The sequence below is a fragment of the Corynebacterium sp. HMSC078A10 genome (assembly GCF_001811565.1).
GTDB lineage: Bacteria > Actinomycetota > Actinomycetes > Mycobacteriales > Mycobacteriaceae > Corynebacterium > Corynebacterium hesseae.
Genome location: NZ_KV805193.1, coordinates 144,185 through 160,796 on the forward strand (window position 1 = coordinate 144,185; position 16,612 = coordinate 160,796).

The 16,612-nt window shown below is 59.1% G+C and carries 18 protein-coding genes; 11 read left to right on the plus strand and 7 right to left on the minus strand.

Annotated features, from left to right (window positions below; translation table 11 throughout):
* Positions 1-174: 174 nt before the first annotated feature.
* Complete coding sequence (locus tag HMPREF2808_RS03440; protein WP_070623748.1) at positions 175-843, plus strand: DUF3558 family protein; 669 nt, start codon at positions 175-177, stop codon at positions 841-843.
* A gap of 343 nt (positions 844-1,186) precedes the next feature.
* Positions 1,187-2,692: a hypothetical protein gene (locus tag HMPREF2808_RS03445; protein ID WP_070623799.1), complete on the plus strand. Its 1,506-nt coding sequence runs from the start codon at positions 1,187-1,189 to the stop codon at positions 2,690-2,692.
* A gap of 80 nt (positions 2,693-2,772) precedes the next feature.
* Here the strand turns inward: HMPREF2808_RS03445 and HMPREF2808_RS03450 are convergent, their stop codons facing one another.
* From HMPREF2808_RS03450 to HMPREF2808_RS03460, 3 genes are all read right to left on the minus strand, one after another.
* Positions 2,773-3,033 (minus strand): hypothetical protein, encoded by a 261-nt coding sequence (locus tag HMPREF2808_RS03450; RefSeq protein ID WP_070523942.1) that lies wholly within the window; start codon positions 3,031-3,033, stop codon positions 2,773-2,775.
* A gap of 48 nt (positions 3,034-3,081) precedes the next feature.
* The gene (gene greA / locus HMPREF2808_RS03455; RefSeq protein WP_010187368.1) at positions 3,082-3,603 is read right to left on the minus strand and encodes a transcription elongation factor GreA; all 522 of its coding nucleotides are present in this window, start codon (positions 3,601-3,603) and stop codon (positions 3,082-3,084) included.
* A 117-nt stretch (positions 3,604-3,720) separates the two neighbouring features.
* On the minus strand, positions 3,721-4,212 hold the full coding sequence (locus HMPREF2808_RS03460; RefSeq protein ID WP_070523944.1) for a DUF4307 domain-containing protein: 492 nt from the start codon (positions 4,210-4,212) through the stop codon (positions 3,721-3,723).
* A 117-nt stretch (positions 4,213-4,329) separates the two neighbouring features.
* Between HMPREF2808_RS03460 and mca the strand changes: the two genes are divergently transcribed.
* Genes mca through HMPREF2808_RS03475 form a run of 3 tightly spaced genes read left to right on the plus strand, consistent with a single transcriptional unit; the run spans position 4,330 to position 6,308 of the window.
* Complete coding sequence (gene mca, locus HMPREF2808_RS03465; RefSeq protein WP_070623802.1) at positions 4,330-5,220, plus strand: mycothiol conjugate amidase Mca; 891 nt, start codon at positions 4,330-4,332, stop codon at positions 5,218-5,220.
* A gap of 3 nt (positions 5,221-5,223) precedes the next feature.
* Positions 5,224-5,517: a hypothetical protein gene (locus HMPREF2808_RS03470; protein WP_070523946.1), complete on the plus strand. Its 294-nt coding sequence runs from the start codon at positions 5,224-5,226 to the stop codon at positions 5,515-5,517.
* Positions 5,518-5,537: 20 nt separating this feature from the next.
* A complete protein-coding gene (locus HMPREF2808_RS03475) occupies positions 5,538-6,308 on the plus strand; it encodes an isoprenyl transferase (RefSeq protein WP_070523948.1) in 771 nt (256 codons plus the stop codon).
* Between the two features lie 14 nt (positions 6,309-6,322).
* On the opposite strand, the gene coaA is transcribed toward HMPREF2808_RS03475, so the two are convergent.
* Entirely contained in the window at positions 6,323-7,249 is a 927-nt protein-coding gene (coaA, locus tag HMPREF2808_RS03480; protein ID WP_070523949.1) for a type I pantothenate kinase, read from the minus strand.
* 195 nt (positions 7,250-7,444) lie between these two features.
* Here coaA and glyA point away from each other — a divergent pair, with 195 nt between their 5' ends.
* Complete coding sequence (gene glyA, locus HMPREF2808_RS03485) at positions 7,445-8,746, plus strand: serine hydroxymethyltransferase (protein WP_070623751.1); 1,302 nt, start codon at positions 7,445-7,447, stop codon at positions 8,744-8,746.
* Here the strand turns inward: glyA and HMPREF2808_RS03490 are convergent.
* Positions 8,743-9,063 carry a DUF5997 family protein gene (locus HMPREF2808_RS03490; protein ID WP_083303792.1) on the minus strand — a complete coding sequence of 107 codons (321 nt, stop codon included), beginning with the start codon at positions 9,061-9,063 and terminating at the stop codon, positions 8,743-8,745. The genes glyA and HMPREF2808_RS03490 overlap by 4 nt on opposite strands.
* Positions 9,064-9,161: 98 nt before the next feature.
* Here HMPREF2808_RS03490 and HMPREF2808_RS03495 point away from each other — a divergent pair, with 98 nt between their 5' ends.
* The 5 genes from HMPREF2808_RS03495 to HMPREF2808_RS03515 all read left to right on the plus strand — a co-directional run bounded on the left by HMPREF2808_RS03495 (position 9,162) and on the right by HMPREF2808_RS03515 (position 14,251).
* A complete protein-coding gene (locus HMPREF2808_RS03495) occupies positions 9,162-9,863 on the plus strand; it encodes a LysR family transcriptional regulator substrate-binding protein (protein ID WP_070623805.1) in 702 nt (233 codons plus the stop codon).
* A gap of 127 nt (positions 9,864-9,990) precedes the next feature.
* On the plus strand, positions 9,991-10,653 hold the full coding sequence (locus HMPREF2808_RS03500; protein ID WP_070623754.1) for an LGFP repeat-containing protein: 663 nt from the start codon (positions 9,991-9,993) through the stop codon (positions 10,651-10,653).
* 373 nt (positions 10,654-11,026) lie between these two features.
* Entirely contained in the window at positions 11,027-12,385 is a 1,359-nt protein-coding gene (locus tag HMPREF2808_RS03505) for a PhoH family protein (protein WP_070623757.1), read from the plus strand.
* Between the two features lie 71 nt (positions 12,386-12,456).
* On the plus strand, positions 12,457-13,032 hold the full coding sequence (locus HMPREF2808_RS03510) for a GNAT family N-acetyltransferase (RefSeq protein WP_070523963.1): 576 nt from the start codon (positions 12,457-12,459) through the stop codon (positions 13,030-13,032).
* A gap of 82 nt (positions 13,033-13,114) precedes the next feature.
* Positions 13,115-14,251: a hypothetical protein gene (locus HMPREF2808_RS03515; RefSeq protein WP_070623759.1), complete on the plus strand. Its 1,137-nt coding sequence runs from the start codon at positions 13,115-13,117 to the stop codon at positions 14,249-14,251.
* A 150-nt stretch (positions 14,252-14,401) separates the two neighbouring features.
* Here HMPREF2808_RS03515 and HMPREF2808_RS03520 read toward each other — a convergent pair whose 3' ends face one another.
* Together HMPREF2808_RS03520 and HMPREF2808_RS03525 are read right to left on the minus strand one after the other, a co-directional pair.
* Positions 14,402-15,976 (minus strand): MDR family MFS transporter, encoded by a 1,575-nt coding sequence (locus HMPREF2808_RS03520; protein ID WP_070562557.1) that lies wholly within the window; start codon positions 15,974-15,976, stop codon positions 14,402-14,404.
* Entirely contained in the window at positions 15,970-16,581 is a 612-nt protein-coding gene (locus HMPREF2808_RS03525) for a TetR/AcrR family transcriptional regulator (RefSeq protein ID WP_193634158.1), read from the minus strand. The genes HMPREF2808_RS03520 and HMPREF2808_RS03525 overlap by 7 nt, the downstream gene beginning before the upstream one ends.
* Positions 16,582-16,612: the final 31 nt, after the last annotated feature.

A 16,612-nucleotide genomic window follows, 5' to 3' on the forward strand; every position in this document is an offset into this window, starting at 1 on the left:
AGTTCTATTAGTGCGATCGAATAGTTACAATAAATTTGCATATAGAAAATGACTAATTTGGCACCGGCGCGACTTCTTGTTCTTTCTCGTGCATTCTGGTCGCAGAAGTCGCTCGGAGTTTAAAGCTCAAGGGAGGGGCTTCTAACGGTCAGGAAAGTTAGTTGAAGGGACACCATGAAGCGAATCGGGGGCCTTGTGATGATGGCGGTTTGTATCGGGGTGCTGTCAAACTGCGCGTCACCGCTCGGCCTCAGTGTTCGTGGCAATGGTAGTAACGCGGGGGACTTTCGCAATTCTCCTGACATGAAAGCCGGCGGTGGCTCAGTGGACTCGGGGGTCGCTGATGCCACCGCCACGACGGGGCGAGAGTCTCAAGCTCAAAGTGAGCAGTCTCGTGCAGGCGGTGGGGTACTTCCACCGCTAGGGGAGTTTGATCGGGAAGCTGCGGGCTTCAGGCTGTTTGATCCTTGCCGGGAAATCTCGGAGCCAGCATTGCAAAGGGCCAGGCTAAGTCGAATCGAGGGGGAAGGATTTCGCGAAAGAGATACGGTCTTCTGCTCCTTTAGCCATGAAGCTGGTGGGGTAGAAGGAGTAGTAAACATCGCTAGTAGCGATACGAGTACCTCGGAAGTCGAAGAGGCTCAGGGGGAGGAAGTTATCTATGAAGGGAAGAAAGTTCCAGCCGTAGCTTACGAAGACCGCTTTTCGGGGCAGTTGATGTGCTCATTGAATCTATCAACTGAGCGGGGGCTTATCACCGTTTCCTACAGCATTCTTTCTGACTTTTCAGACCCAATAGAGCAGTGCGAACAAGCAGAAGAAATTCTTGTAAATCTACTTTAGGAAAAGGGAACCAATGCTTATTGACAGGCGAAATCTGCGTTTAGAAGCTCAAAATGTCGACAGGCTTTCCAGAAGTCTCGACGCCATACACGGAAAGGCGACCTCACCACTTGATGGAGGATTTTCCACCATCACCGGCCTAAGTGAGGTCGGTACAATACACCAGCGTGTGTTGGTAACGGATCCGGGGTCGGCGCGGAATTCTTTAGAGGGGTTTAGGGGGCAGGTTTCTTGGCTTGGGGAGGCACTTAAGACGGAGCTGGCAAGCTTCGAATCACAGGATGAGCTTACGAGTCGGGGGTTGGATGTCGCTGACGCTGGTGGGGGAGGCGGGGCGGTATCGATGCCGATCGTGTCGCAACCAGACCCGGGATACAGCCCGTTTGGGTTTACCATCCCGATCGTGGACACCGGTGCTTCCATCATGGGCTTAGCATCGAATCTGTTTAGCACGCGCTTCTGGGATGTGTCGGAAGCGAATGCGCGGTGGGGCGCTTTGAGTGGGGAAGTCGCAGAAATCGTTGCGGGTCTTGAAAACTCGGCCGCGTCTTTGGAAGCCGAGAACGACAGTGAAGCCACCACACGCGCAGCGCAGAAGATTCGTGAAGTTGCGCAGGCGGGTACACACTTCATTGCCAATGCGAGCGTCATGCAACAGAAGCTGTTCGGCTTCCAAGCGCAGCTGATGAATGTTCAGCCGGAAGCCATTGCCTTGGCCTTTGAGGTGGCGGCAATCCCAGAGCCTGCTACGCGTCAAGCCGCTGAACAAGCAGCCTTGGTCTATATGCAGGGCGTCCTTCAGCAGCAAGTGATTTCCGCTATGCCGTATCAGCATGCGCTTATGGACGCAGCGCCGCCCAGCGGCGGCGGAGACACCAGTACCCACTTTGGGGCAGTCATGGGCGACGGAAATCGCTACAACACCGATGGAGTCACATGGCCGAAGCCAATAGCCGAAGCGATAGAAAACGGCACCATGGGCCCAGGCTCCTTTGGCGTTGCGGACGGCCACATCCAAGGTCTGGAAAGCGTGGGGATGGGGGCTGACGATATCGCGCGCTTTCACAATGAGCTACACAATCGTGGGCGCAGCATCCTCAGCGAGCTTGGTTTCGGAGACGCATTAGCGCCGATCAATGCAGGCGAGGTGAATACCTCGGCTGCCAACGCAGGCTTGAGCGCCCTTGATCCCGTTCGGGGAGGAGCGCCAGGATCGTTGGCAGCTACCAGCGGAGCGGCAAACATGCCAGCTGGTGTAAACGGGCTCGGAGGTCTAGGCAGCGGCGCTGTAGGCCAGGGATTGGGAGCCATCGGTCTTGCTGATGGCCGTGGGAACAAGCTTCCCGGAGGCGTGGCAGGCCACAGCGGTCGCTTGCCGGAAAAGTCGGCGAATCCAACGACAAACGCAGCGGGGTTCGGAGGCGCGGGCGCTTCATTCGGTGGGCCGCAGACCGGAACGCATCCGGTATTAGGAGGCCTTCCTGGGGCCGTAACGGGAACTGGACAACAGAGGGAAGGGCGGACGTCGCTAAGCGGAGGCGGCCTCGTCGGAGGTGGTGCCATCAGTACGGGAGGTTCCGGGGGCGTCGGCAACGCTGGTGGCGCTGGTGGTGTCCTGGGAGCCCCGGGCGGAGCGGGTAGTGCGAGGCAGGGCGTCGGCAGTGCCCGCGGTGCGGGGATGCGCATGATGCCCATGATGGGTGGCATGGCACGCGGCGGCGAAGGCGAAAGGCGGGTCAAGTCCGTCACGACTCAAGTAGAACGCGACCCCAACCGCCGTGATCTACTCGGCGAAGCACCCGCAGTACTGCCAGGGGTTATCGGGGATTGGGTCCGGGAGGCAAAGTAGAAAAAGACGACGGACCCCAGAAAGCTAAAAGCGGCGCCCCAACTATCGGGACGCCGCTTCTTTGCCAGTTGCCGTTGAACCTACTGCTGAACCGGAGCAGTGGTGTATTCAGCCGGAGCAACCTCGGTTGCAGCAACGGCTTCGGACTCAGTGGCTGCTTCGGACTCAGCCGCAGCCTCGGAGGGGGCGGCTGCACCTGCGCCGGGAGCCTCACCGGCAAAGGAAGCGCCGGTGTCAACCTTCTCAGAGGAATCCTGTTGGTTCGGAGGGTGGCAGGCAGCGAGGGTGAGGCCAGCGGAGAAAACCAAACCAGCGGCAGCGAAACGAGTGAACTTCTTCATGGGTTAAAACTCTTTCTCGGAAAAACGATGACCTAAGAGCAGTATAAATTAGGACTTGCGCGGAGTGGCAGCCTTTGCGGAATCATAAGGTGCCGCAGAGACCACGGTGACCGACAAGGTCTTGCCATTCGGCGCCGTGTACTCGCGGGTCTCGCCCTCAGCAGCACCCAGGAGTGCAGCGCCCAGCGGGGACTGCTCGGAGTAGGTCTCCAAGTCCTTGTTATCGGAAGCAGCGGCGCGGGTACCGATGAGGAAGGTCTCGCGGTCCTCCTCGTCGCCGTTGTAGTACACGTGCACAACGGAACCGATGTGGGCAACACCCTCCTGGACGGCGGTGCGCTCGGTGGTGGAGTTCGCCAGAACCTCGGAGATCTGCTTGATGCGGGCCTCTTCCTGGTCCTGCATCTCACGGGCTGCGTCGTAACCCGCGTTCTCCTTGAGGTCACCTTCCTCGCGGCGCTCATTAATCTCCGCGGCGACGACCGGGCGGTGGTCGATGAGGGCCTGCAGCTCGGCCTCGAGCTTGGCCTTGGTTTCCGGGGTAATGTACTGCTTCTGCTGCTCAGCCATAGTGCAACCTTCCGTTTACGGTTCCTAATGAACGGGTCTACTTCTCATTGAATGGGCCAGAAAGCGCAGGTGGCGCGGCCCATTCAGAACGCTCAACATACTAGCACAGCTGGGCTTTTACTCGCCGGTAGCCTCACCCGCTGTATCCATCGTGCTGGTGTCCAAATAGGACGGGATGCTTCCGGAGCAACCGTAGGCGCCACCGGCGACGGCTCTGTGGTTGGTGGGGATATCCACCGCGATGCGTTGAGCGGACTCACCGCCAGCAGGCACGGCGACCTCGCGGCGCCCCACCTCAGCCTTGGAGTAGTCGAAGGCCTGGACAATGCAGTATGCAGGTTCTTCCACGCGGTTGCGGGTGATGTCTACCCACACGCGCGCTGTGTCATCAGACAGAATCTCGTGGGTGACGTAGGAGATATCTGCGTTGACCTTTTGCTGGCTGCGGAAATACTGAACGCCGTAGACAATGGCCGCAATCAACATAGCCAGGAATACCAGCACCAGTGCCCGGTTGGTCCATGAACCTTTTGTGCGAGTGGACTGAGAGGAAGAACCGTAGCGGGACTGCGAGCGTGCGGGTTGAGAAGCAGGTTGGGCGTCAGACATGAGTCTGATTCTATCCAACAGTCGCCGCGAAGAAACTATCCACTAGACTAGGCCTCTGTTTAATGCCTCTGTATTAATGAGGCGAAGTAGGGACGATGTAGGGAGATGTATCACCCAGTGAGCACGAAGCGCCTTTTGGCTATCCACGCGCACCCTGACGATGAGTCCTCGAAGGGTGCTGCGACGACAGCAAAATATGCCGCGGAGGGGGCGGAAGTCCTCGTCGTGACCTGCACCGGTGGCGAGAGGGGAGATATTATCAACCCGGCCATGGATCGCCCCGGTGTCCTTGAGAATATGGGCAGCATTCGCCGTGAGGAAATGGCGAAAGCAGCCGCCGCCTTGGGCGTGCAACATCGCTGGCTTGGGCACATTGATTCGGGCCTTCCTGGTAACCCGCTCGCGCCCAATATCAAGGACTTACTACCTGAGGGCTGCTTTGCGCTTAAGGAAGATGATGACGTAGCCCAAGAGCTGGTTGAAATCATCCGTGAGTTCCGGCCCCACGTCATTATTACCTACGACGAGAACGGCGGCTATCCGCACCCGGATCACCTCATGGTGTACCGCGCGTCCATGCTGGCGTGGGAAAACGCGGGTGACGCGGCATACCACCCAGAATTGGGTGAGCCGTGGGAGCCGCAGAAGCTGTACTACACGCATGGCTTCGTATACCAAAGGATGAAGATCTTCCATGATCTTCTTCTGGAGGAAGGCAAGATCAGTCCATATGAGCCGATGTTGGCGCGCTGGGATACGACGTTCGGAGACATCATGGCGCGGGTAACCACACAGGTCGAATGCGCGGATTACTTCCAGAATCGTGAGGATGCGCTCCGTGCGCACGCAACCCAAATTGATCCAGCCGGTGCCTTCCTAGCCACGCCCGTGTCCGTACAGCAGGAGCACTGGCCCACGGAGGAATTCGAGTTGGCCAAGACTCGCGTTTCTACTGCACTGCCGGAAGATGATTTATTTGCGGGAATTCCAGAAGTAAGGGAGTCTTAAAGCATGAACGCTTTCTACCTCGCAGCGCACGACGTCGCCCTGCTCGCCCAAGGAAGCCAAAGCGGGCCGGTTGGACCGGAGTTTGGTAAGGCTTCGCCTATTGGTCTGCTCATCCTCGCACTGATGGGTGTTGCTGTCCTTTTTGCAGGCTGGAATTTTCACCGCCGCTATTCGCGCTTCCGTCGTCGAACCATGTTTGCGCAGGATCACGGCATCGATCCGTTCAATGATGAGGCGATCGATTCAGCAATGAAGGAAGCCGGCATCCTCGATAACAGCAAGAAGTCCATCTTTTAAGGTAGAGGACGATTCCCACCGTGAAGTTCCTAAGCCAGCTCCTGTACCCCCTGTACGAAGCGCGTCTGACACGTGAAATCAAGAACAAGCCGCAACCACGCCACGTGGCAATCATGGCTGATGGCAACCGCCGCTGGGCGCGCGAGGCTGGATTTACGGATATCAGCCACGGCCACCGGCAGGGCGCGCGGAAGATCAGCGAGATGATCTCCTGGTGCCAGGGCACCGACATCGAGGTTGTCACTATCTACCTGCTCTCGACGGAGAACCTGAAGCGCAGCGAGCAGGAGGTGCAGCTGCTCTTCGACATCATCTCGGATGTCGTCACGCACCTCTCCCAAGGGGACTTGGATTGCCAGATCCGGCTCGTTGGGCACCTAGATCTGCTCCCTGAACAGGTCACGGCCAAGATGCAAAGCGCGGCTGAGGCTACGGAGGATCACCAGGGCGTCATCGTCAACATTGCGGTCGGTTATGGTGGGCGCCAGGAGATTGTGGACGCCGTGCAGAGTTTCATTCGTGGCGAAGCCCGCAAGGGGTTGAGCGCTGAGGAAATTGCGGACAACGTGACGGCGGAGGCCATTACGGGCAACCTCTATACCAAGGGTTTGCCTGACCCCGATCTCGTCATTCGTACCTCCGGCGAGCAGAGGCTGTCCGGCTTTCTGCTGTGGCAGGCCGCTTACTCGGAGATCTGGTTCACGGATACCTATTGGCCCGCATTCCGCCGGGTGGATTTCCTGCGCGCCTTGCGTGACTATTCACAGCGCTCGCGCCGCTTCGGCCGCTAGCTCTGGCGATCGGGCTAGAGCTTACGCATCCTCACCCGGTCAACCAGGTGGTGCGAGCCCTTGCACAGAACCAGGGAGGCGCGTACCCGGGTGGGCAAAATGTTCTCGATGAGGTTGGGCAGGTTGATGGACTGCCAGATTTCACGGGCCTGCACGTAGGCCTCCTCGTCCGTCATGTCCGCGAAGGACGCGAAGTGCGCCCCTGGTTCGCGGAAGGCAGTGTGGCGGAGCTTGAGGAAGCGATCAATGTACCACTTTTCGATGTCGTCGACTCGGGCGTCCACGTAAACAGAGAAGTCGAACAGGTCCGAAACCATGAGGGTCGGCCCGGTTTGTAAGACGTTGAGGCCTTCCAAAATGAGGATGTCCGGCTGGCGAACCTCCTGAAACTCACCAGGAACAATGTCATAAGACACATGCGAGTACAACGGTGCGGTTACCAGCGGCTTGCCGGACTTAACGTCGGTAACAAAACGCATGAGCGCGCGACGGTCATAAGACTCCGGGTAGCCCTTGCGCTGCATAAGCCCGTGCTCTTTAAGATACGCGGTGGGGTAGAGGAACCCGTCGGTGGTGACCAGATCAACCTTCGGGTGGGAATCCCAGCGCTGTAGAAGAACTTGGAGCAAGCGCGCGGTCGTTGACTTGCCCACCGCGACGGAGCCGGCAACGCCGATGACGAAAGGAACGTGCGTGGGTGGGTTTCCTAAGAATGCCTCGGTAGCGGTGGTGAGTTTTTGGCGGGCCTCAACCTGCATGTGAATAAGACGGGATAACGGCAGATAGACCTCAGCCACCTCAGTGAGGTCGATGCGGTCACCGATGCCACGAAGTTTTTCCACCTCGGTCGCCGTTAGCACCTGTGGCATGGATTTACGCAGGGCACGCCACGTATCGCGGTCAAAATCGAGGTACGGGCTCGCATCGGTCATTCGCGCCATGCCGACTATTGTTCCACTCAGCAGAGCGCCTGTGGCAATCGCCCCGAATGAAAAGATTCGAGGAGGCCCCCACGCGGGGGATGCGGGCGTTAGGATGTAGAACTAGCTTCCGCGATTGCAGAGCCGGTGGTGTCGTGCCGCGGGCGGGCGCCGCGGGCTTCATTGACCACCTCTACGAAGGGACATCACGCTTTCATGACCACTACGAACAATTCAGACGTGCGCTACCAGGAGATGCGCGATCTCGACCCCGAGGTCTTTGCTGCTATTAACGGTGAGATTGCTCGTCAGCGCGATACCCTCGAGATGATCGCGTCGGAAAACTTCGTCCCCCGCGCGGTTCTGCAGGCGCAGGGCTCTGTTCTGACCAACAAGTATGCCGAGGGCTACCCGGGGCGCCGCTACTACGGCGGCTGCGAGCACGTTGACATCGTAGAAGATCTGGCTCGTGATCGTGCCAAGGCGCTTTTCGGCGCTGATTTTGCCAACGTCCAGCCCCACTCCGGCGCCCAGGCCAATGCCGCTGTGCTGGCGTCGCTGATCCAGCCGGGTGACAAGATCATGGGCCTGTCCTTGGCTCATGGTGGGCACCTGACCCACGGCATGAAGCTCAACTTCTCCGGCAAGCTTTACGACGTTGCCGCGTACGAGGTTGACCCGGAGACCATGCGCCTTGACATGGATAAGGTGCGCGAGCAGGCTCTGGCTGAGAAGCCGCAGGTGATCATTGCTGGTTGGTCCGCTTACCCGCGCACCATTGATTTCGAGGCTTTCCGCTCCATCGCGGATGAGGTTGGTGCGTACCTGTGGACGGATATGGCGCACTTCGCGGGCCTTGTGGCCGCTGGGCTGCACCCCTCCCCGGTACCGCACTCCGATGTCGTGTCTTCCACCGTGCACAAGACGCTGGGCGGCCCACGTTCTGGTCTCATCCTGGCCAAGCAGGATTTTGCCAAGAAGATCAACTCCAACGTCTTCCCGGGGCAGCAGGGCGGACCGCTCATGCACGTCATCGCGGCGAAGGCTATCGCGCTGAAGATCGCGGCCACCGAGGAGTTCAAGGAGCGCCAGGAGCGAACCCTGGAAGGTGCTCGCATTCTGGCTGAGCGCCTGACCGCCGAGGATTGCACCAGGGCGGGCGTCGACGTCCTCACTGGCGGCACCGACGTGCATCTTGTCCTAGCGGACCTGCGCAACTCCGAGCTCGATGGCCAGCAGGCGGAGGACCTCCTCCACGAGGTCGGCATCACCGTGAACCGCAATGCGGTGCCGAACGATCCGCGCCCGCCGATGGTCACCTCCGGCCTGCGCATTGGTACCCCGGCCCTGGCTACCCGCGGCCTCGACACGGCGGCCTTCACCGAGGTTGCCGACGTTATCGGTACTGCACTGGCAAACGGTAAGAACGCGGACGTCACCAAGCTGCGCGCCCGCGTTGAGAAGGTCGCCGCGGACTTCCCGCTCTACGACGGCCTTGAGGACTGGAAGCTGGTCTAAGCTTCCTTGCGCTCTTCAGCGTGGGCTTTCCGGGCGGCTTCGAGCCACTCGGGCATCGCGCTGAGGAGCTCTTTAATTTCCGCGGTGGTGAGAGGGCGGTCCATCTCGTTCTTCTTCAGCGAGGTCACGGAGATTCCCAGCTTTTGTGCCACGACCGGGCGCGGGTGCGGGCCCTCGCGGCGTAGGGTAGCGAGCCACTCCGGCGGGTTCTCCTGTAAGTCGCGCAGCTGCGCATGGGTTACCGCGTTGGCTTGAAACTCCTCCGGGGCGGCCGGCAGGTAGATGCCCAACTTCTTCGCTGCGGTTTGCGCACGCATGGCGGTGCCGGAAGGCTGCTGGGTTTCGTTGGCTGGGGTTTCACTATTCGGGGTATCAGTCACGCTCACAACGCTAGCAGCACCGTAGTATGAGGTGCATGCTCCGCCTTGTCTTTTCCACTGGCACAGAACCCGGCAAATGGTTTCGTCGCTACCGTGATTCACATCCACCAGAGTCCCTGGTAACCGTCGACGCCGATGACGCGATGGACGTTCTTCTTGCTCATGAGGCAGATCTAGCGCTGACCCGCTTGCCGGATTCGCGGGTTGATGACAGCTTCCACGTCGTCCAGCTCTATGAGGAAGCACCCGGCATCGCCGTTCCGAAAGATTCTGTCTACGCGGAGGTTGGGGAGGACGTCACGCAGGAGGATGTTGCCGAAGAAATAGTGAATTACCGGATTGCGCAGGACGGCAGCGTCGATGTTCCGGCGCTGCGCACCGCTTTGCAGGTCGTGGCAGCCAACGTGGGCGTAGCCATCGCGCCGCGGCCTTTGTTGAAGGTGCTGAGCAAGAAGCAGGTCGTGGCACTGGGCTTGGAGGACCCCACTGTGGCTCGCACAGTGATTGCACTGGTGTGGCGCCGGGCTGATGCCGGCGATGAGATCCAAGACTTCGTCGGGGTCGCAAAGGGAAGGACGCGGAATTCATCCCGCAATGCCGCTCCGAAACGCAGCGCACGCGACAAAGCAAAAGCTAAGCAAGCGCGCAGAAAGTCCCAAGAAAAGCCTCAAAGAGGCTCGGCTTCCAAACCGTTATCAAAAAGATATAGGGGTTCTCAACAGCGGAAACGGAGATAAAGCAACGTCTTTGTTGTCAAATCATAGGTTCTGTGGTGGCAGGAAGTGCTGGCCATGCCTACGGTGGGCATCGTTCTCAACAAAAGTACTTAGAACAGTGCTCAACTAGACAGAAAGGCTTAAGAATATGAAGAAGATGACTCGTCGTTTCGCCGCAGGTATCGCCGCCGCCACCCTGTCCCTGGGTGTCGTTGCTTGTTCCGATGCTGAGGATGCCGCTAAGGATGCTGGCGACGCTGCTCAGTCCGCTGCGTCCGACGCTACCGATGCTGCCGGTTCTGCCGCTAAGGACGCAAAGGATTCCATGAAGGACTCCGAGTCCGCCGATTCTTCCGAGGCCGAGGGCTCTGAGGGGGCCGAGGGCAGCGAAGGTGCCGATTCTTCTGAGTCGGACTCTGCCGAGTCGAAGGATGGCGCTGGCGCTGAGGGCGACAAGGAGAGCGTGTCCACCGCCAATGGTGACGTAGAGGTTCCTTCTGATTTCGCTCAGGCCATCAAGGAGAAGGCTGCTGAGTGGGGCGATCCGGAATCCATTGAAAACACCGACAACGGAAGCGTTGCTACCTTTGCCAAGGACAAGCTGCTGGCATTCGGTGAGGGTGACGGCACCCAGCCGATCATCGGCAAGATCGCAGAGACCTGGACCGAGGAAGGCGGCCTGGAGAGCAAGGTTGGCCTGCCGACTGGCCCGGAGCAGGCCGAGGGCAACGGCTGGGTACAGGAGTTCACCAATGGCACCATCTCCTGGATGCAGGGTGAGTCCGGTGAGTACGAGGCCACCATCAACTAAGCGCTCATGAAACGGCTCGCTGTCTTGTGAGCTAAAGCGACAAAGCTCCGCACTGATAACCACGGTGCGGAGCTTCTTCGTTTTTCACGGTCAACGCGTGAAAGTGCAGGGCTGAAGAATGTAGCTGCAGTGTTGGGTGGGAGTGGGGGAGAGACGACAGGCTCGTAGAGCCTGATGGGGATGGTGTGACGCTGGTGATTGTCGTTTTAATACTGTTCATCTTGCACCCATGTAATTTCAACCTTTGCTCTCTAGCGTGGACGGTGTCCGGACGCTAAGAACAGTCTCCGGACAGTTCGAAAACCACCAGCTTCACCATGCCGTCCCAGGTCGATAAGTTGGGGCGGGCATAACAAGGGAGAACCCTGCCGCTATGACCAATCCTTCCGTCCTCACCGAGCAGCCGCATGAGGCCTCTGTTTTGACCAAGACCTATGTCATCGATACGTCCGTCCTTCTCTCAGATCCCTGGGCGTTGCGTAAGTTTGCTGAACACGATGTGGTACTGCCCATCGTCGTTATTTCTGAGTTGGAAGGAAAACGTCATCACCCGGAGCTTGGCTGGTTCGCCCGCCAAGCTCTTCGCTTTTTGGAGGACCTTCGCGCTACCTATGAGGCGTTGGACCAGCCCCTGCCCGTAAATGCAGCGGGCGGGACTTTGCGCGTGGAACTCAACCACCAGGATCAATCCTTGTTGCCAGCGGCCTTTCGCGGGCCGGAGGGAGATCACCGGATTCTGGCCTGCGCGCTGAATCTCCAGCACGAGGGCAAGGATACCGTCCTGGTGACTAAGGACGTCCCATTGCGCGTCAAGGCTGGTGCCGTAGGCCTGCAGGCGGATGAATACCATGCGCAGGACGTCGTGCTCACCGGTTACACCGGCATGGCCACGGTGCCCACCAGCGCTGAGGTCATCGACGAGCTCTACGGGGAGGGCGAGGTGCTTATCGACGGATCCGTGACCACCGCCGGCACCCGCGTCGAGGACCTGCCGGTGCACTGTGGCATTACGCTGCAGGCGGGCGGGCAGTCCGCTCTGGGCCGGATGACGGCTGAGGGCACCGTTCGCTTGGTGCGTGGCGATGCGAATGTCTTTGGCCTGCAAGGCCGCTCTGCTGAGCAGCGCGTTGCCCTGGACCTTCTCTTGGATCCCTCTGTTGGAATCATGTCCATCGGAGGCCGGGCGGGCACTGGTAAGTCCGCGCTGGCGTTGTGTGCTGGCTTGGAGGCAGTGCTGGAGCGTGGCGAACACCGTCGCATCGTGGTGTTTCGCCCCATGTATGCGGTGGGCGGGCAGTCCCTGGGATATCTGCCGGGCTCTGAAAGCGAGAAGATGAATCCATGGGCGCAGGCCGTCTATGACACTCTGGAAGGTCTGGTATCCGAAAACGTCATGGACGAAGTCCAGGACCGCGGATTGCTGGAGGTTCTCCCGTTGACCCATATCCGCGGCCGCAGCCTGCATGATTCCTTTGTCATCGTCGATGAGGCCCAATCGCTTGAGCGCAATGTGCTGCTGACTGTTCTGTCGCGCTTGGGGCGTGGCTCCCGAGTTGTACTGACGCATGATGTTGCCCAGCGCGATAACTTGCGCGTTGGCCGTCACGACGGCGTGCAGGCAGTCATTGAGAAACTTAAAGGGCATGAGCTCTTTGCACACGTCACGCTGCAGCGCTCTGAGCGCTCTGCCATTGCAGAGCTGGTCACCGATCTGCTGGAAGGCGAAAGCTAACGCGTTCGCGCGCGGCGATCTCTCTGCCCTCAGCTTGGCATTGACGCCATGTGCTCAGTAATAATTGTTCTATGAGCGACAACGCGAAAGACAAGAAGAAGGATTTCCGCATCCGTCCCTTCAATGCGGCGGACTATCCGCAGATGCGAGAAATCTATGAGCAGGGCCTCAACACTGGCCACGCTACCTACGAGACCCGCTCGTTGACCTTTGAAGAGTTCAAAAACGTCAAAATCATGGCGTCAGTTTTCGTCGCTGTTGAGGCGGAGGATGATTCAAAGGTTCTCGGCTGGGTGTGCGCCGCGCAGGCGTCTACCCGCACCGTGTTCCACGGCGTCGTCGAGGATTCCATCTACCTGAGCAAGGAAGCCCAGGGAAGGGGCATCGGTGGCGCCTTGCTGGATCAGCTCATCGAGGTCTGCCGCGACCTGCATAAGTGGGCTATCCACTCCTGGATCTTCCCGGAGAACGAAGGTTCCGCCGGCCTCCACAAGTCCCGCGGCTTCGTCAAGGTGGGCACGTACTCGCACATGGCAAAGATGACCTACGGTGAGCTCGCCGGTCAGTGGCGTGATACGGACGTGTATGAGCTTCTTCTGCCGAAGCCCGAGGAGAAGAAGGCAGCAGCCAACCAGAAGAGAAAGTAATTATCCTGCTTTTCTAATGGAAGGGCATGAGTGGGGATAGAATTAAAGCTGTTCTCATTTCCCCTCGCTTAGAAGGTGAAGCATGTCCTTGCGCACTTCTGTCCTTGCCCTTACTACAGCCGTAGCCGTGTCGGCGGGTGCTTTCTCCGCACCTGTTGCCACGGCAGCAACCTATCCGTCGGCTGGTTCCGTTCCCGTGGCCGAGCTCGACGTTAATCAGCCTAACGGCGCTCTGGCCTATGTCTTTGCCGAGCCAGTGATGCAGTCTGACATCGACTTGGTTACCCGCCAAGTTCGCGAGCTACGCGGCAAAGCCTGGGAGGCCAACCTGCCCTTCAACGGCGGAACCCTCCGGCAGGCCGCTAGTGCCGCTGGCTACCGCACCCGCGACGCATATGTGAATTCAATCTCCTGGGACCGCGGTCTCGAGCACGCGGTTTTGCAGCGTGCTGCTGAGGGAAACTTCTTGTTTGATCATCGCCGCGCAGTTGGCACACGTACTCCTGAAATCTTGGACAACTACAACACCTTGGACAACCTGACCACGACGGACATGGAACATGCCGTTGAATCGTGGTCTACAAGCAGAAGCGGCGGTCCCAGCGAGTGGGACTACCTTGTCCGAGAGAACGGCCAATGGTCAACAAATAATGGCCACCTGTACACGATTCTTAATCCTGAATACGTGAAGTTTGCGCAGGCTCAAATCGGAGAAGTGACAGCTGGTCTCTATTCGGCCGATGATAAGCCGTCCGAACCGGCGCGGTTGGCGGCCGGTCGCCATGCATTCCCCATCGCCGTGCCGGAAAGCGCTATAAACCGTGCTGAACTGATGACCACGGGAGGAACCTCGGTCGGAAGCCAAGGAAGCCTGGGTTTGCGCATCGATGGATTCTGGGGAGCGAAGCTGGGGGTTCCGGTGGCGTCGCCAAGCAGTAGCGACCCAGAGGTTCTTGAAGTCAACGAGGACGGAACCTACACGGCCAAGTCTGAGGGCACCGCGACCGTCACCTTTAACACCTATGTTCTGCGCAATGGCCAGGCAAAGGTCTCGGATAACCAGATCACCAAGACTGTGAAGGTGACCAAGAAGTCCCTCGGCGGGGACTTGAGCTCCGGCGGCACGAACATTGGTGCCATCGTGGGCATCCTCGCCGGCGTGCTCGCGCTCATCGGCGTGGCTGCCCAGGTAGCACGCCAGTTGGGAATCTTGCGCTAAGCATCGTGGCAATAAGAAATCCTCGCTACGTGAATGCTCGTAGCGAGGATTTGTGCTTACTTCACCCGGTTTCTACGCCGAGGGGATATCTCAGCTCCCAGACCACCGTTGCACGTCGTCAAGGGCCAGCTTGTCTCGAAGCAGCGGCTTCTAATCAATCGTCTCCTTGAGGTGCTCCTCGCGGACGGGGAGGATGAGGAGGAGCGCGATGATGGCCATAGGAACCATCAGCAGGATGACGGGGGTTAGGCCGTCGTTGTAAGCGTTGAGGATAACGTCCTTGATGGGGTCCGGCAGCTGAGCAACCAGCGCCGGGGTAAGGCTGGAGGAACCACCATTGGCGCTGGCAAACTTCTCCGCGAAGGGCTTGCCTGCCTCACCCATGGACTTGATGGCAGCGGGCATGTTGGCGGCCATTTCATCCTTCATGTTGTGGATGAAGAGGGAGCCGACGAGGGACGCGCCGATGGCGGAACCGATCTGACGGAAGAAGTTATTTGCGGCAGTCGCGGTTCCGACGAGGGCGATGGGGAAGGAGTTCTGGACAATGAGGACCAGAACCTGCATGACGAAGCCAAGGCCGATGCCGAAGACGAGGAATTCTGCACCGAGCTGGGTCAGAGAGGTGTCTGCAGTCAGCTTGGACATCCAGAACAGCGCGCCAGCAGTGATTGCTAGGCCGATGATGGGGTAGCGCTTGTAGTGACCGGTGCGGGCGATGATGAAACCGACGGCTGTGGAGGTTCCGATCATGCCGACCATCATCGGGATCATCATGAGACCCGCCTTGGTCGGGGTCAAAGTGTGAACCATCTGCAGGTAGGTTGGCATGTAGCCCAGCACTCCGAACATCGCCAAACCCAGTACCATGCCGGCTGCGGTCGTGAGAACCATGTTGCGGTTCTTGAACAGCTGTACCGGGATGAGCGGCTCCTTAGCCTTGGATTCCACAAAGACAGTAATGATGGCGCCGATGATGACGGTGACACCAAGGCCGAGGATGATCGGGTCGGACCACTCGTATTGGGTTCCGCCCCAGGTCGTCATAAGGATCAGGGAGGCGGTGGTGATGGAGATGAAGATGGCGCCGAGGAGGTCAAACTTGCGCAGGTCGGTATCGCCGACGCGTAGGTGGAGGACCAGGGTGCATACGATGATAGCGAGCAGACCCAGCGGGATGTTCATCCACATGCCCCAGCGCCAGCCCGGGCCGTCAGTGAACCAGCCACCGAGGACTGGGCCGAGGACGGAGGAGAGTCCAAAGACGCCGCCCATGATGCCCATGAACTTGCCGCGCTCACGGGAGGTGGTGACCTCCGCGATGATGGATTGGGAGGAAATCATCATGAAACCAGCGCCGAAACCCTGCACGGCGCGGCCAATGATGAGCAGGTTCATCGAGTCGGCGAAGCCGCCGAGCGTGGAACCGATGACGAAGACGCCGATGCCGCCAATGTAGAGCCACTTGCGGCCCATCATGTCACCGAGCTTGCCGGAGATAGGCATGGCGATTGTCATCATGACCAAGAAGGCGGAGATGACCCAGCTCATGTGGTCCACGCCGCCGAGCTCGCCGACGATGGTGGGTAGAGCGGTGGCAAAAATCATCTGGCCCAAAGAGCTCATCAGCATGGTGAGCACGAGGGCGGAGAATACGAGGGCAAGGTTGTTATCCGGCTTGCCGCTGCCGGCCTGAGAGGCCGGCTTAGCCGCGGTATCTACCATGTCAGTCCTTTCGAAAATTTGTTAATGAGTGTGAGCGCAGATTCGAAGCGTTCCTCAAAGGGGATGTCGCAGCTGAAATCTGGCGACGCAGTGGCTATCCAGAATGCTTCCCTGATAGCAAAGGCAATGAGTATCGCCTCAGTCTCAGCCGTGACCTCGGGCATCTGCCGCAAGGAGGCATCCTGGTCAAGGCGCTCGGTGATGAGCTCCAGGATCTCGTTCGATTTGGCCCGCTTACGGCTGAGTGCCGCCGCTGCGGCATCGCTGTCCCCAGAGATCCGACGGCGACGCTCAGCGATGACCTCGTTGACATGCTGGCCAACGAGGTGTCCTTTAACTAGGTCGACCGCCAGCCTGAAAACGCTATCCGTAGGGGCGCTAAGGAAAGCCTTCTTCTGTTCCTCGGTGAAGTCATGACTCGGCGCACCGAGCACAGCAGTGTCTTTGGAATCAAAATAATTAAAAAACGTGCGCCGAGAAATCCCCGCTGCGTCGCAGATTTCCTCGACGGTAACGTCGGCGAATCCACGCTCATCCACGAGACGGGTGGCGGCGTCTTCGATTCGCAGGCGCGTCTTGAGGCGCTTCTGCTCGCGTAATGACATTTCTTCTTGCACAGAGTGCAACAGTACACCC

What these genes read in the sequence shown, in the direction of transcription:
- HMPREF2808_RS03440 (WP_070623748.1), top strand. Translation starts at nt 175, where the DNA reads ATGAAGCGAATCGGGGGCCTTGTGATGATGGCGGTTTGTATCGGGGTG.
- HMPREF2808_RS03445 (WP_070623799.1), top strand. Translation starts at nt 1,187, where the DNA reads ATGCCGATCGTGTCGCAACCAGACCCGGGATACAGCCCGTTTGGGTTT.
- HMPREF2808_RS03450 (WP_070523942.1), bottom strand. Translation starts at nt 3,033, where the DNA reads ATGAAGAAGTTCACTCGTTTCGCTGCCGCTGGTTTGGTTTTCTCCGCT.
- greA (WP_010187368.1), bottom strand. Translation starts at nt 3,603, where the DNA reads ATGGCTGAGCAGCAGAAGCAGTACATTACCCCGGAAACCAAGGCCAAG.
- HMPREF2808_RS03460 (WP_070523944.1), bottom strand. Translation starts at nt 4,212, where the DNA reads ATGTCTGACGCCCAACCTGCTTCTCAACCCGCACGCTCGCAGTCCCGC.
- HMPREF2808_RS03470 (WP_070523946.1), top strand. Translation starts at nt 5,224, where the DNA reads ATGAACGCTTTCTACCTCGCAGCGCACGACGTCGCCCTGCTCGCCCAA.
- coaA (WP_070523949.1), bottom strand. Translation starts at nt 7,249, where the DNA reads ATGGCGCGAATGACCGATGCGAGCCCGTACCTCGATTTTGACCGCGAT.
- glyA (WP_070623751.1), top strand. Translation starts at nt 7,445, where the DNA reads ATGACCACTACGAACAATTCAGACGTGCGCTACCAGGAGATGCGCGAT.
- HMPREF2808_RS03490 (WP_083303792.1), bottom strand. Translation starts at nt 9,063, where the DNA reads ATGCGTGCGCAAACCGCAGCGAAGAAGTTGGGCATCTACCTGCCGGCC.
- HMPREF2808_RS03495 (WP_070623805.1), top strand. Translation starts at nt 9,162, where the DNA reads ATGCTCCGCCTTGTCTTTTCCACTGGCACAGAACCCGGCAAATGGTTT.
- HMPREF2808_RS03500 (WP_070623754.1), top strand. Translation starts at nt 9,991, where the DNA reads ATGAAGAAGATGACTCGTCGTTTCGCCGCAGGTATCGCCGCCGCCACC.
- HMPREF2808_RS03505 (WP_070623757.1), top strand. Translation starts at nt 11,027, where the DNA reads ATGACCAATCCTTCCGTCCTCACCGAGCAGCCGCATGAGGCCTCTGTT.
- HMPREF2808_RS03510 (WP_070523963.1), top strand. Translation starts at nt 12,457, where the DNA reads ATGAGCGACAACGCGAAAGACAAGAAGAAGGATTTCCGCATCCGTCCC.
- HMPREF2808_RS03515 (WP_070623759.1), top strand. Translation starts at nt 13,115, where the DNA reads ATGTCCTTGCGCACTTCTGTCCTTGCCCTTACTACAGCCGTAGCCGTG.
- HMPREF2808_RS03520 (WP_070562557.1), bottom strand. Translation starts at nt 15,976, where the DNA reads ATGGTAGATACCGCGGCTAAGCCGGCCTCTCAGGCCGGCAGCGGCAAG.
- HMPREF2808_RS03525 (WP_193634158.1), bottom strand. Translation starts at nt 16,581, where the DNA reads ATGTCATTACGCGAGCAGAAGCGCCTCAAGACGCGCCTGCGAATCGAA.